Genomic DNA, 13,922 nt, shown 5'->3' on the forward strand with positions numbered 1-13,922 from the left:
CCTCGCCCGGCGCGGGCTCGGCTGCCTCGGGAGGGGTCTCCCGGGAAGGCTCGGTCACAGGGTGCTCCAGTCCTGGTCCGGATAGCGGTGCACGGGCGCCGACACATCGTCGAGAGCCCGGCAGATCTCGTCAGGAAGACTAAGGCTCTCCACTGACAACGCCGCCGTGAGCTGCCGCGCGTTGCGCGCGCCGACGATCGGGGCGGTCACCCCCGGCCGGTCACGCACCCAGGCGAGCGCCACCTGCAGCGGTGTCGCCGACAGGCCGTCCGCGGCCGTCGCGACGGCGTCCACGATCCGGCTCGCCGCCTCGTCCAGATACGGCTCCACGAAGGGCGCCATGGTCTCCGAGCCGCCCCGCGAGTCCGTCGGGGTGCCGGTGCGGTACTTGCCCGTCAGCACCCCGCGGCCCAGGGGTGAGGACGGCAGCAGACCTATCCCCAGGTCGAGGGCGGCCGGCAGTACCTCCCGCTCGACGCCCCGCTGGAGCAGCGAGTACTCCATCTGCGTCGCCGCCAGCCGCGTCCGTCCCGCGCCCGACGCGCCGAGCTGCCAGGTCCCCGCCTTCGCCAGCTGCCATCCGCAGAAGTTCGACACCCCCACGTACCGCGCCCGCCCGCTGCTCACGGCGATGTCCAGCGCCTGGAGGGACTCCTCCAGCGGGGTGTGCGGATCGAAGGCGTGAAGTTGCCAGAGATCGACGTGGTCGGTGCCGAGGCGGGCCAGGGAGGCGTCGAGCGCGGCCAGGAGATGCCCGCGCGAGCCGTCCATCCGGCGGTCGGGGTCGGGGACGCTGCCCGCCTTCGTGGAGATGACGAGATCGCGCCGCGGCACAAGACGCTCCATGAGCTGCCCGAGCACGTACTCCGACTCGCCGCCGCCGTACACGTCCGCGGTGTCGACCAGCGTGCCGCCCGCGTCCCAGAACGCCTTCAACTGGTCGGCGGCGTCGTGCTCGTCGGTGTCCCGGCCCCAGGTGAGGGTGCCGAGCCCGATCCGGGACACGCGCAGGCCGGTACGTCCGAGATGCCTCTGCTCCATGGGCGCGAGATTACTGGCCAAGACCCCACGCGGAGAGAGCCTGTGGACAACCTCCCCCTGACGGATCGCGCACCCGCGCGCTAGAGTCCGGCCCAAGGGACGTTACTGATCAGTAAAGAGGGTGTGGTCATGAGGCTCGGCATCAACCTCGGCTACTGGGGCGCCGGTATGGACGGCGACAATCTCGCCGTCGCGCAGGAGGCGGACCGTCTCGGCTACGACGTGTGCTGGGCAGCCGAGGCCTACGGCTCCGACGCGCCGACCGTGCTCTCCTGGGTGGCCGCCAAGACCGAGCGGATCGACGTCGGCTCCGCGATCATGCAGATCCCGGCGCGCCAGCCCGCCATGACGGCGATGACCGCCGCCACCCTCGACTCGCTCTCCGGCGGCCGGTTCCGCCTCGGCCTCGGCGTGTCGGGACCGCAGGTCTCCGAGGGCTGGTACGGCGTCAAGTTCGACAAGCCGCTGGCCCGCACCCGCGAGTACGTCGAGATCGTCCGCAAGGCCATGTCGCGCGAGCGCCTCACGTACGAGGGCGAGCACTGGACGCTGCCGCTGCCGGACGGCCCGGGCAAGCCCATCAAGCTCACCGTGCACCCGCAGCGCGAGCACATCCCGCTCTACATCGCCGCGATCGGCCCGAAGAACCTGGAGCAGACCGGCGAGATCGCCGACGGCGCGCTGCTGATCTTCCCCTCCGCCGAGCACCTGGAGGAGACCGCGCTGCGCCCGCTCCGGGCGGGCCGCGAGAAGGCCGGGCTGACCATGGAGGGCTTCGACGTCCACCCCACGCTGCCCCTGGCCCTCGGCGACGACATCGACGCCCTCGCCGACATCTTCCGCCCGTACACCGCCCTGTACGTCGGCGGCATGGGCAGCCGCAAGCAGAACTTCTACAACCAGCTCGCCCAGCGGATGGGCTACGAGAAGCAGGCCGCCGAGATCCAGGACAAGTACCTGGCCGGTGACAAGACCGGCGCTGCCGCCGCCGTACCGCGGCAGCTGATCGACCAGACGACCCTGCTCGGCTCCGTGGAGCGGATCGCGGACCGGATGAAGGCGTACGCGGAGGCCGGTGTCACCACCCTCACCATCGCCCCGGCCGGCTTCACCCTCGACGAGCGGGTGGCGGCCCTGCGGGCGGGCACCGAGGCCCTGGAGCGGGCGGGCCTCGCGTAACCGGAAAGTTCTGCGGCCGTGGTGGGGGCTCGGGGGGTCTTCCCCGCCACGGCCGTCATGCAGCACAACGCGCCACGGTCCTCCTGGTTACGAGCGCGGGCCTCACTCTTTCGGCCGAGTCGCCCGCCGCTCCTGTTGCCCACTCGCCGGTACCGCATTTGACTCGTTCTCTGCGGACGTGCGGCGTGCGGACGCCCGCATGGAGGTGGCTGCAATGCTCACGGCCAAGGGCCTGTTCCAGGAAATCATCGACAACGACGACTCCTTCCAGCTCTTCTGCTCCATCGCCGCCAGCGGCGAGACCCAGGGCGGCTGGGAGAACGCTCGGATCGCGGCCCTGGTCGCGCCGGGGATGCGGGATCTCGCCCCCAAGATCACCCGGCACGGGGCCGACGAGGACAAGCACGGCCGGATCTTCAACGCGTTGCTGAAGAAGCGCGGCCTCGAGCCCGTGCCGGTGCCGCCCGACACCGACTACACGATGCTCCTCGAACAGCGCGGCATCGGCCTCGCCCACGACAAGCTCCGCCGTGACGAGCCGCTGAGCGAGCAGGACATCATCGTCTACCTCGCGCACAGCCGGGTCACCGAGCAACGGGCCGCGGACCAGATGGACATGCTGGTCACATACTTCGGGGACCACCCCGAGCTCGGCAAGGCGATCCACATGATCGACCACGACGAGGCGAACCACCTGGCCTACTGCCACGAGGAGCTGCTGCGCCTCGCGTACGCCGGACACGGCCGGCTCATCCAGCGCACCCTGCGGGAGTCCGCGCTCGCCGAGATCCGGGTCTACCGCGACGTGAGCCTCGCCGTGATGAGCCACATGGGCCGCATCCTGCGGTGGCCCAAGGCCAAGTCGGCCGCCTTGGCCGCCGGGATCCACGGCATGTACACATGGGAACGGGTGGGCGGCTGGCACAAGATGGTCGAGCTCACGATGCCCGAGCGGCGCAACGCGCTGGGAGGCCCCGCGACCCCGGCTCCCGCGTTCTGAACCCGCCTACATCCAGCCCCGGCGCTTGAACAGCCGGTACAGGCCGAGGACGGCCCCGGCCATCAGCAGGATCACCGCCGGGTACGACCAGACCCAGTGCAGCTCGGGCATGTGGTCGAAGTTCATGCCGTAGATCCCCGCGACCATCGTGGGGACCGCGGCCATGGCCGCCCACGCCGAGATCTTCCGCACGTCGTCGTTCTGCCGCACGCCCATCTGCGCCAGATGCGCCGCCAACACGTCCGAGAGCAGCCGGTCCAGGCTCTCCACCTGCTCGTTGGCGCGCACCAGATGGTCGCTGACATCCCGGAAGAAGGGCCTCGCGTGCTGGTTCACGAACGGCACCGTCCCGGTCGCGAGCCTTTCCACGGGCGCCGCCAGCGGGCCCGCGGCCCGGCGGAACTCGAGCACCTGGCGCTTGGCGGTGTAGATCCGCTCCGCCGTTCTCCCCGGCTTCCCGCCGGTCGGCGCGAACACGTCGGCCTCCAGCTCCTCCAGGTCGACCTGGAGTTCCCCGGCCACGTCGATGTAGTGGTCGACGACCGCGTCACTGATCGCGTACAGCACGGCCGTCGGCCCGTGCCGCAGCACGTCGGGATCGGCCTCCAGACGGCGGCGTACCGCCGCGAGCGGCGAACCCTCGCCGTGCCGTACCGTCACCACGAACGAGTCGCCGATGAAGACCATCAGTTCGCCGGTCGACACGCGGTCGCTCTCCGGCTCGTAGAGCACCGGCTTGAGCACCACGAAGAGCGAGTCGTCGTAGACCTCCAGCTTGGGCCGCTGATGGGCCTTCAAGGCGTCCTCGACGGCCAGCGGATGCAGTGCGAACTCGGCGGAGACGTGATCGAACTCGGCCTCCGTCGGCTCGTACAGCCCCACCCAGAGGAACGCGTCACCGGTCGCCCTCGCCTGCTCCAGGGCATCGGACAGGTCGGCGGGGCCTTCCGTACGGCGCCCGCGCCGATAGATGGCGGAGTCCACGATCACGCGCCGTATTCTTCCCCGCCGGTCCTCGTCCTGCACGCGCGCGTGCCCACGAATCGTCCGCCGCCCCTGTCCCACGCGCGCGTGCCGCCACTTACGCTTGCCGCCATGGCCACGCTGATCCTCGTCCGTCACGGACGTTCCACCGCCAACACCTCAGGGGTCCTCGCCGGACGGATCCCCGGGGTCGCCCTCGACGAGCGGGGGGCCGCGCAGGCCGCCGCGCTGCCCGGGCGACTGGCCGGAGTGCCGCTCGCCGCCGTCGTCTCCAGCCCGCTGCAGCGCTGCCGCGAGACCGTGCGGCCGCTGCTCGACGCCCGGCCCGGACTGCCGTTCCACACCGACGAGCGGATCAGCGAGTGCGACTACGGCGACTGGTCCGGCCGCAAACTCGCCGAACTGGGCGACGAGCCGCTGATGGAGATCGTCCAGGCCCACGCCTCCGCCGCGGCCTTCCCCGGCGGCGAGTCGATGCGCGGCATGCAGGCGCGGGCCGTCGACGCCGTACGGGACTGGAACGCCCGGATCGAGGCGGAGCACGGCGAGGACGCCGTCTACGCGATGTGCTCGCACGGAGACGTCATCAAGTCGATCGTCGCCGACGCGCTGGGGATGCACCTCGACCTCTTCCAGCGCATCCACGTCGACCCCTGCTCCGTCACCGTCATCCGCTACACGAGGCTGCGCCCCTTCGTCGTACGCCTCGGCGACACCGGCGACTTCGCCGCGCTCACCCCCCGGGAGGGCGGCGACTCGGGCGGGGCCGCGGAGGTCGGGGGCGGTGCGGGCGCACCGTGATCCATCCGCGCAGTAGGGTGGACGGGCCGCTGTAGCGCGGGCCTTCACCACTGTCGAGACTCAAGGGAGTCAGGGACGTGTCCCGTCAGGTGTTCCTCTACGACCCACCGGAGCGTTTCGTGGCCGGCACGGTCGGGCTGCCTGGCCGCCGTACGTTCTTCCTGCAGGCGTCCGCGGCGGGCCGGGTCACCAGCGTGGCCCTGGAGAAGACCCAGGTCGCCGCGCTCGCCGAACGCATCGACGAACTCCTCGACGAGGTCGTGCGCCGCACCGGCGGCAACGCCCCCGTCCCGGCCGTCGCCCCCGCCGACATCACGGACTCCGCCCCCCTCGACATCCCGGTCGAGGAGGAGTTCCGGGTCGGCACGATGGCACTGGCCTGGGACGGCGAGGAACAGCGCATGATCGTCGAGGCCCAGGCGCTCGTCGAGCTCGACGCCGAGACCGACGAGGACCTCGCCGAGGCCGAGGAGCGGATGCTCCAGGACGAGGAGAACGGCCCGCCGATGCTGCGGGTCCGCCTCACCGGCGCCCAGGCCAGGGCCTTCGCCAAGCGCGCCCTCGACGTGGTCAACGCCGGCCGGCCGCCGTGCCCCCTGTGCAGCCTGCCGCTCGACCCCGAGGGCCATGTGTGCCCCCGCCAGAACGGATACCGACGCGGAGCATGAGCGGTCCCGACAGCCGGGCGGTCCTCGACCTGCTCACCAAGGGAGAGCTGACCGTCCGCGGCCAGGTCCGCGAGGCCTCCAACGCGGTGCTCTTCTGCTCCGTCGCCCACGCGGGCGAAGAGGCCGCCTGCGTCTACAAGCCCGTCGCGGGCGAGCGGCCGCTGTGGGACTTCCCCGACGGCACCCTCGCCCAGCGTGAGGTCGCCGCCTACGAGCTCTCCGAGGCCACCGGCTGGGGGCTCGTACCGCCCACGGTGCTGCGCGACGGCCCGTACGGCGAGGGCATGGTTCAGCTCTGGATCGAGGCCGACCCCGGTGCGAACCTGCTCGCCCTGACCGAGGACGAGGAGGCCGGGGAGGGCTGGAAGGCCGTCGGACCCGCCCAGGTCGGCGAGGACCGCACGGCGCTCCTCGTCCACGCCGACCGCCCCGAGCTGCGCCGGCTCGCGGTCCTGGACGCGGTCATCAACAACGGCGACCGCAAGGGCGGCCATCTGCTGCCCGCCCCGGACGGGCGTCTGTACGCCATCGACCACGGGGTGACCTTCAACGTGGACGACAAGCTGCGCACGCTCCTGTGGGGCTGGGCGGGCGAGGAGCTGCCCGCCGAGGCCACCGAGGTGCTCGACCGGCTCGACGGCGATCTGGCCCCCGGCACGCCGCTCACCATCCGGCTGGCGGAGCTGCTCACCGCGGCCGAGGTGGACGCCCTGCGCGGCCGGGTGAGCGCCCTGCGCACCACCGGCCGGCACCCCGAGCCCTCCGGGCAGTGGCCCGCGATCCCCTGGCCGCCGGTCTGACCGATCGGATCCGGCCAACCCGATCCGCTGTCGGCACCCCCCAGGGGGTATGCATGAACGGCCGCGAGCTGCAAGAGCGCCTCATCGGCCAAGATCCCGCATCCGGTTCGTATCCGGAACGTGTGTCCGGTTACGCTCAGGTCATGCATGCCTGGCCCGCTTCTGAGGTCCCCGCCCTGCCCGGCAAGGGCCGCGACCTCCGGATCCACGACACCGCGACCGGTGGACGAGTGACCCTCGACCCCGGCCCCGTCGCTCGTATCTACGTCTGCGGCATCACGCCGTACGACGCGACCCACATGGGTCACGCGGCGACCTACAACGCGTTCGACCTCGTTCAGCGCGTGTGGCTCGACACCAAGCGGCAGGTGCACTACGTCCAGAACGTGACCGACGTGGACGACCCGCTCCTGGAGCGGGCGATCCGTGACGGCATCGACTGGGTCGGCCTGGCCGAGCGCGAGACCGCCCTGTTCCGCGAGGACATGACCGCCCTGCGGATGCTGCCGCCGCAGCACTACATCGGCGCGGTCGAGGCCATACCGGGCATCGTGCCGCTCGTCGAGCGGCTGCGGAACTCCGGCGCCGCGTACGAGCTCGAAGGCGACATCTACTTCTCCGTGGAGGCCGACCCGCACTTCGGCCAGGTGTCGAACTACGACACCGAGCTGATGCGGCACCTCTCCGCCGAGCGGGGCGGCGACCCGGACCGCCCGGGCAAGAAGAACCCGCTCGACCCGATGCTGTGGATGGCCGCCCGCGAAGGCGAGCCGAGCTGGGACGGCGGCAGCCTCGGCCCCGGCCGCCCCGGCTGGCACATCGAGTGCGTCGCCATCGCCCTCGACCACCTGGGCATGAGCTTCGACGTGCAGGGCGGCGGTTCCGACCTGATCTTCCCGCACCATGAGATGGGCGCCTCCCACGCCCAGACGCTGACCGGCGAGTTCCCCATGGCCAAGGCGTACGTCCACGCCGGCATGGTCGCCCTGCACGGCGAGAAGATGTCCAAGTCCAAGGGCAACCTCGTCTTCGTCTCCGCGCTCCGCCGCGACGGCGTCGACCCGGCCGCCATCCGCCTGGCGCTCCTCTCGCACCACTACCGCGCCGACTGGGAGTGGACCGACCAGGTCCTCCAGGACGCGGTGGAGCGCCTCGACCGCTGGCGCGCCGCCGTCTCCCGCCCCGACGGCCCGTCCGCCGACGCGCTCGTCGAGGAGATCCGCGAGGCGCTCGCCGACGACCTCGACGCGCCGGCCGCGCTCGCGGCCGTCGACCGCTGGGCCGCGCAGCAGAGCGCCGAGGGCGGTACGGATGAGTCCGCGCCCGGCCTCGTCTCCCGCGCCGTCGACGCACTGCTCGGCGTGGCTCTGTAACCGGGGTTCCCGCACAACTCTCTTTCGGCCAGCCGCCCTTGGACTTCTTCCCGAAGTCCGAGGGCGGTTCCGTTTTGTCCTGGCCCTGTGCTTGTTTCTGCGCTAAATACGCTCCATGCAATCAATATTGCGCATGAAAGCTGCACTCTCCGGTGCCGTGCTCGGGCTCCTCGCCGTGCTCGCGGGGCCGGGCAGCGCCCAGTCCGCCGAGCCGTCACCCACCACCGTCGGGGACGTCACCGGCTTCGCCGCCGACGGAGCGGTCTACCGACTGACCGCCGGTCAGGCACAGGCCCGCGTCAGCTTCGTCACCGACGAGACCTTCCGCATCGAACTCGCCCCCGACGGACGGTTCACCGACCCCACCGGGCAGGACATCGTGCTGCCCCAGGGCCCGGCGCCCACCACCCGCTGGTACGACCGGGGCGACCGCTACGAACTCACCTCCGCGAAGGTGACTTTGCGCGCCTACAAGTCACCGCTCCGCTTCGCCGCCCTCCGCGCCGACGGCACCCCCCTGTGGTCGGAGACCACGGGCCTGACCTGGAGCCAGGACCGCACCACCCAGTCCCTGACCCGGGGCGCCGACGAGCAGTTCTACGGCGCCGGGATGCAGAACGGCCGCGGCAACACCTCACACCGCGGCAAGACCGTCGAGGTCGGCGTCGACTACAACTGGAACGACGGCGGGCACCCCAACTCCGTCCCGTTCTACCTCTCGTCGGCCGGCTACGGCGTCTACCGCAACACCTACGCCCCCAACACCTATGTGTTCGGCGAGCCCGTCACCACCACCGCCCGCGAACAGCGCTTCGACGCCTACTACTTCGCCGGCTCCGGCTCCGACGCCCTCAAGGACGTCATCGGCCAGTACACGAGCCTCACCGGCAAGCCCTTCCTGCCACCCGTCTACGGCCTGGAGATCGGCGACGCCGACTGCTACCTCCACAACGCCAACCGCGGTGAGCGCCACACCCTCGACGCCCTGAAGGTCGCCGACGGCTATGTCGCCAACGACATGCCCAACGGCTGGATGCTCGTCAACGACGGCTACGGCTGCGGCTACGAGAACCTCGCCGAGACCGCGACCGGCCTGCAGCAGCGCAAGATGCAGCTCGGCCTGTGGACCGAGGACGGCCTCGACAAGCTCGCCGACCAGGTGAAGGCCGGCCAGCGGGTCGCCAAGCTCGACGTCGCCTGGGTCGGCGCGGGCTACAAGTTCGCCCTCGACGGCTGCAAGGACGCCCACGCCGGCATCGAGGCCAACAGCGACGCCCGCGGCTTCACCTGGGCCCCCGAGAGCTGGTCCGGCGCGCAGCGCTGCGGAGTCCAGTGGTCCGGCGACCAGTCCGGCACCTGGGAGTACATCCGCTGGCAGATCCCCACCTACGCCGGCGCCTCCATGTCCGGCCTCGCCTACACCACCGGCGACGTCGACGGCATCTTCGGCGGCAGCGCCAAGACGTACACCCGCGACCTGCAGTGGAAGATGTTCCTGCCGGTCACCATGACCATGGACGGCTGGGCCGCCAACGACAAGCAGCCCTTCCGCTACGGGGAGCCGTACACCTCGATCAACCGCGCCTCGCTGAAGCTCCACGAGTCGCTGCTGCCGTACATCTACTCGCACGCCCACCGCGCCACCACGTCCGGTGTGGGCCTCGCCCGGCCGCTCGTCCTCGAGTACCCCGACGACCCGAAGGCCGCGAGCGAGGCGGCCAAGTACGAGTTCCTGAGCGGCGAGGACTTCCTCGTCGCCCCCGTCTACCAGGACGCCGTCGAACGCGACGGCATCTACCTCCCCAAGGGAACCTGGATCGACTACTGGAGCGGTCGCACCTACGAAGGCCCCGTCACCGTCGACGACTACAGCGCCCCCCTCGACACCCTGCCCCTGTTCGTACGGGCCGGGGCCACCATCCCGATGTGGCCCGGTGGCATCCGCTCGTACGCCGACCGCACCGCGGACTCCCCGCTCGCCTGGGACATCTACCCGCAGGGCGCCTCGTCCTTCGAGCTGTACGAGGACGACGGCGTCACCCGCGCCCACCGCACCGGCCAGTACGCCACCCAGACCGCCGAGGTCCGTGCGCCGCAGCGCGGCGCGGGTGACGTGACGGTACGGATCGGCGCGAGCAAGGGCACCTTCGTCGGCAAGTCCGCCGCCCGGCCGTACCAGTTCACCCTCCACACCGGGGACGCGCCGAGCGAGGTCAGGCTGGGCGACCGCGAGCTGCCCCGCCTCACCTCCAAGACCGCCTACGAGGCGGCCGGCCAGGGCTGGTGGTACGACCGCGACGACCGCGGGGGAGTGGTGAAGGTCAAGACCGCCGCCCAGCGCACCGACCGGGCCTTCACCCTCGAACTGGACGACACCAGCGCGGTCGGCGGAGCCGTACCGGGCGCCGCCGCCACCGTCGCCGCCCCGGCCGGACAGGAGCTGGGCGCCGGTGTCCCCGGCACCGTGGCCGTCGACGTCACCGCGGGGACGAAGGACGCCACCGGCGTCCAGGTCTCACTGACGGCCCCCGCCGGCTGGCAGGTCACCCCGGCCGCGCCGGTCAACCGCATCCCGGCGGGCACCACGAAGCGGGTCGAGGTCTCCGTCACCCCGGCGAAGGACGCCAAGCCCGGGGAGGCCACCCTCACCGCTACCGCCCGCCACCGCTCCGCAGGCCAGGACCGCACCGCCGTCCAGCGCTTCGCCGTCGGAGTGATGCCCGAGCCGCCCACCACCGGCGTCTGGGCGAGCGATCTGGTCTGGCTGAAGGCCACCAACGGCTGGGGCCCGCCCGAACGCGACCGCTCCAACGGCGAGTCGGGCGCGAGCGACGGTCGCACCCTCACCCTGGCCGGCAAGACCTACGAGAAGGGCATCGGCGCCCACGCCGACTCCGACATCGAGGTCTACCTCGGCGGCCGCTGTACGGACTTCACCGCCGAGGTCGGCATCGACGACGAGATCAACGGCTACGGGGAGGTCGCGTTCTCGGTCGAGGCCGACGGCAAGGTGCTGTGGACCTCGCCCAAACTGACCGGCGCCTCGGCGACCGTACCGGTCGACGTCGACGTCATCGGCGCCCGCCATGTCCGGCTGCGGATCACCGACACCAACGGCTCCAAGAGCGGTGACCACGGGGACTGGGCGGCGGCCCGCTTCGCCTGCGCCTGACATAGGGCAGGGGAACGACGAAGGGGCCGCGCCGGAATCGGCGCGGCCCCTCTCGTACGGCTCACTCCTCGGCGTCGGGTCCGGCGTCGCCCTCGGAGTCCTCGCCCTCGCGGGGCGCCTGCGGTTCGGAGCTCTCCGGCGCCGATTCCGGACCCGGCTGCTCCGGCTTCGGTGGCCGCGTCCGGCCGCTGCCGGTGTCCCTCAGATACGAGGAGTCGCCACCGTCCGTCGCGAGACCGGGGCCTTGGCCGGGACCCGGACCGCCGTCACGCCGCCGCAGATACCGCTCGAACTCCCGGGCGATCGCCTCACCCGAGGCCTCCGGCAGCTCCGCGGTGTCCCGCGCCTCCTCCAGCGTCTGGACGTACTCCGCCACTTCGCTGTCCTCGGAGGCCAGTTGGTCCACGCCCAGCTGCCAGGCCCGCGCGTCCTCGGGCAGTTCGCCCAGCGGGATCCGCAGGTCGATCAGATCCTCGAGACGGTTCAACAGAGCCAGCGTCGCCTTGGGGTTGGGCGGCTGCGACACATAGTGCGGCACCGCGGCCCACAGGCTCACCGCGGGCACCCCCGCGTGCGTGCACGCCTCCTGGAGGATGCCGACGATGCCCGTGGGGCCTTCGTAGCGGGTCTCCTCCAGATCCATCGTGCGCGCCAGATCCGGGTCGGAGGTGACTCCGCTGACCGGTACGGGCCGGGTGTGCGGGGTGTCGCCGAGCAGCGCGCCCAGGATCACCACCATCTCCACGCCCAACTCATGGGCGAAGCCCAGGATCTCGTTGCAGAACGAGCGCCAGCGCATCGACGGCTCGATCCCGCGCACAAGGACCAGGTCGCGCGGCTTCTCGCCGCCGACCCTGACCACGGAGAGCCTGGTGGTCGGCCAGGTGATCTTCCGGACACCGTTGTCCAGCCACACCGTGGGCCGGTTGACCTGGAAGTCGTAGTAGTCCTCGGCGTCGAGCGCCGCGAACACCTCGCCCTTCCATTCCCGGTCCAGATGGGCGACCGCGGTGGAGGCGGCGTCGCCGGCGTCGTTCCAGCCCTCGAACGCGGCCACCATGACCGGGTCGATCAGCTCGGGAACCCCCTCGAGCTCGATCACCCAGTGCCTCCTTTTCGAAGTTCCTGTCGTACGGACCAACCTTACGGCTTTCCGGCCGTCCGTCCGCAGCCCTCGTGTACGAACCGGGAGCCTCGGCGGCCTTGATCACTACCCAGGATCCCCGCCCCGCACACGGCCCGGCTCCGGGCACGCGTAAGGGGCGGCCCCCATTGAGGCCGCCCCTTACGTCATCTCACTTGCGCAGCATGTCCTCGACCTTGCCGCGGACCTCGTCCGTCGCCAGACCGCGGATCGTCAGGGTCGTACGGCGGCGCAGCACGTCGTCGGCCGTCTCGGCCCACTCGTGGTCACGCGCGTAGGCGACCTGCGCCCAGATCTCCGGAGCGTCCGGGTGGATGCGCTCGCCGAGCTCCGGGTTCTCGTTCGCCATCCGGGCGATGTCGAAGGAGAGCGAACCGTAGTGCGTCGCCAGGTGCTTGGCGGTGTCGGCGGCCATCCGCGGGCCGGGCGCCGGACCGTCGACGAGCAGGCGGTGCGCGACCGCGTTCGGGTTGGCTATGCCGGGCAGCGGCAGCCGCTTGGGCAGCGTCGACACCGGCTCGTAGTCCTCGCCCAGCGGGTGGCCCGGCAGGGACTCCAGCTTCTTCATCACCGTACGGCCGATGTGGCGGAAGGTCGTCCACTTGCCGCCGGCGACCGACAGCATGCCGCCGCGGCCCTCGGTGACGACCGTCTCGCGCTTGGCCTTGGAGGTGTCGCCGGGACCGCCCGGCAGCACCCGCAGGCCCGCGAAGGCGTAGGTGATCAGATCGCGCGACAGCTGCTGGTCGCGGATGGAGAACGCGGCCTCGTCGAGGATCTGGGCGGTGTCCTTCTCGGTGACCTCGACCTGGCCGGGGTCGCCCTCGTACTCCTCGTCGGTCGTACCGAGCAGCAGCATGTCCTCCCAGGGGAGGGCGAAGGTGATCCGGTACTTGTCGATCGGGGTCGCCAGCGCGGCCTTCCACGGCGAGGTCCGCTTCAGGACCAGGTGCGCGCCCTTGGACAGGCGGATGGAGGGGGCCGCGTTCGGGTCCTCCATCCTGCGCAGGTGGTCGACCCACGGGCCGGTCGCGTTCAGCACCAGGCGGGCGGTGACACCGAACTCGTCGCCGCTCGTACGGTCCTTCAGCTCCGCGCCCGTGACCCGGCCCCGGGTGAAGCGCAGCCCGGTGACCTCGGCGTGGTTGAGCACGGTGGCGCCGGCGTCGACGGCCGCGCGGACCGTCATCAGCGCCATGCGCGCGTCGTTCATCTGGTCGTCGCCGTACACGGCCACGGCCTTGAGGTTGTCCGTGCGCAGCTCCGGCACGTCCTGCGCGGCCTTCGCCGGGCTGAGCAGGTGGCCGACGCCGTCACCGAAGGCGGACAGGGCGGAGTACGCGAAGACACCGGCACCGAGCTTGGCCGCGCCGTGCGGGCCGCCCTTGTAGACGGGCAGGTAGAAGGTGAGGGGGTTGGCGAGGTGCGGTGCCACCTGACGGGAGACCGCACGCCGCTCGAAGTGGTTCTCCGCCACCAGCTTGACCGCACCGGTCTGCAGGTAGCGCAGACCGCCGTGGAGGAGCTTGGAGGAGGCGGAGGAGGTGGCGCCGGCGAAGTCGCCGGCGTCCACCAGGGCCACCCGCAGGCCCGACTGCGCGGCGTGCCAGGCGGTGGAGATGCCCAGGATGCCGCCGCCGATCACCAGGAGGTCGTACGTCGCCTTGGAAAGCTGCTCCCGAGTCTCGGCGCGGCTCGGCAGGGAACCGGCGGCCGGTCGCGTCCCCAGGGCAGGGACGCTCTGCAGGGTGGTCATGTCG

Annotated in this window: 11 protein-coding genes; 7 read left to right on the forward strand and 4 right to left on the reverse strand. The window is 71.5% G+C overall.

The window, feature by feature from the left end:
- Nucleotides 1–54: 54 nt before the first annotated feature.
- Nucleotides 55–1,041, reverse strand: coding sequence for an aldo/keto reductase (locus ABZ939_RS00735; protein WP_361847124.1), 987 nt, complete (start codon nucleotides 1,039–1,041; stop codon nucleotides 55–57).
- 129 nt (nucleotides 1,042–1,170) lie between these two features.
- Between ABZ939_RS00735 and ABZ939_RS00740 the strand changes: the two genes are divergently transcribed.
- Nucleotides 1,171–2,220: an LLM class F420-dependent oxidoreductase gene (locus ABZ939_RS00740; protein WP_361847127.1), complete on the forward strand. Its 1,050-nt coding sequence runs from the start codon at nucleotides 1,171–1,173 to the stop codon at nucleotides 2,218–2,220.
- 214 nt (nucleotides 2,221–2,434) lie between these two features.
- A complete protein-coding gene (locus tag ABZ939_RS00745; protein WP_361847130.1) occupies nucleotides 2,435–3,220 on the forward strand; it encodes a ferritin-like domain-containing protein in 786 nt (261 codons plus the stop codon).
- A 6-nt stretch (nucleotides 3,221–3,226) separates the two neighbouring features.
- Here the strand turns inward: ABZ939_RS00745 and corA are convergent, their stop codons facing one another.
- Complete coding sequence (corA, locus tag ABZ939_RS00750) at nucleotides 3,227–4,219, reverse strand: magnesium/cobalt transporter CorA (RefSeq protein ID WP_361847933.1); 993 nt, start codon at nucleotides 4,217–4,219, stop codon at nucleotides 3,227–3,229.
- A gap of 96 nt (nucleotides 4,220–4,315) precedes the next feature.
- Here corA and ABZ939_RS00755 point away from each other — a divergent pair, with 96 nt between their 5' ends.
- The 5 genes from ABZ939_RS00755 (at nucleotide 4,316) to ABZ939_RS00775 (ending at nucleotide 11,018) form a co-directional block, all read left to right on the forward strand.
- Nucleotides 4,316–5,005: a histidine phosphatase family protein gene (locus ABZ939_RS00755; protein WP_361847133.1), complete on the forward strand. Its 690-nt coding sequence runs from the start codon at nucleotides 4,316–4,318 to the stop codon at nucleotides 5,003–5,005.
- Between the two features lie 77 nt (nucleotides 5,006–5,082).
- Nucleotides 5,083–5,673 carry a DUF3090 domain-containing protein gene (locus ABZ939_RS00760; protein WP_361847136.1) on the forward strand — a complete coding sequence of 197 codons (591 nt, stop codon included), beginning with the start codon at nucleotides 5,083–5,085 and terminating at the stop codon, nucleotides 5,671–5,673.
- On the forward strand, nucleotides 5,670–6,473 hold the full coding sequence (locus tag ABZ939_RS00765; RefSeq protein WP_361847139.1) for an SCO1664 family protein: 804 nt from the start codon (nucleotides 5,670–5,672) through the stop codon (nucleotides 6,471–6,473). The genes ABZ939_RS00760 and ABZ939_RS00765 overlap by 4 nt, the downstream gene beginning before the upstream one ends.
- Nucleotides 6,474–6,616: 143 nt before the next feature.
- Complete coding sequence (mshC, locus tag ABZ939_RS00770) at nucleotides 6,617–7,846, forward strand: cysteine--1-D-myo-inosityl 2-amino-2-deoxy-alpha-D-glucopyranoside ligase (RefSeq protein ID WP_361847142.1); 1,230 nt, start codon at nucleotides 6,617–6,619, stop codon at nucleotides 7,844–7,846.
- A 115-nt stretch (nucleotides 7,847–7,961) separates the two neighbouring features.
- Complete coding sequence (locus tag ABZ939_RS00775) at nucleotides 7,962–11,018, forward strand: NPCBM/NEW2 domain-containing protein (protein ID WP_361847145.1); 3,057 nt, start codon at nucleotides 7,962–7,964, stop codon at nucleotides 11,016–11,018.
- Between the two features lie 61 nt (nucleotides 11,019–11,079).
- Here the strand turns inward: ABZ939_RS00775 and ABZ939_RS00780 are convergent, their stop codons facing one another.
- Both ABZ939_RS00780 and ABZ939_RS00785 read right to left on the reverse strand, forming a co-directional pair.
- Nucleotides 11,080–12,120: a PAC2 family protein gene (locus ABZ939_RS00780; protein WP_361847148.1), complete on the reverse strand. Its 1,041-nt coding sequence runs from the start codon at nucleotides 12,118–12,120 to the stop codon at nucleotides 11,080–11,082.
- Between the two features lie 193 nt (nucleotides 12,121–12,313).
- Entirely contained in the window at nucleotides 12,314–13,918 is a 1,605-nt protein-coding gene (locus ABZ939_RS00785; RefSeq protein ID WP_361847151.1) for a glycerol-3-phosphate dehydrogenase/oxidase, read from the reverse strand.
- Nucleotides 13,919–13,922 lie beyond the last annotated feature (4 nt).

This window comes from Streptomyces sp. NPDC046712, from assembly GCF_040645695.1.
Lineage (GTDB): Bacteria > Actinomycetota > Actinomycetes > Streptomycetales > Streptomycetaceae > Streptomyces.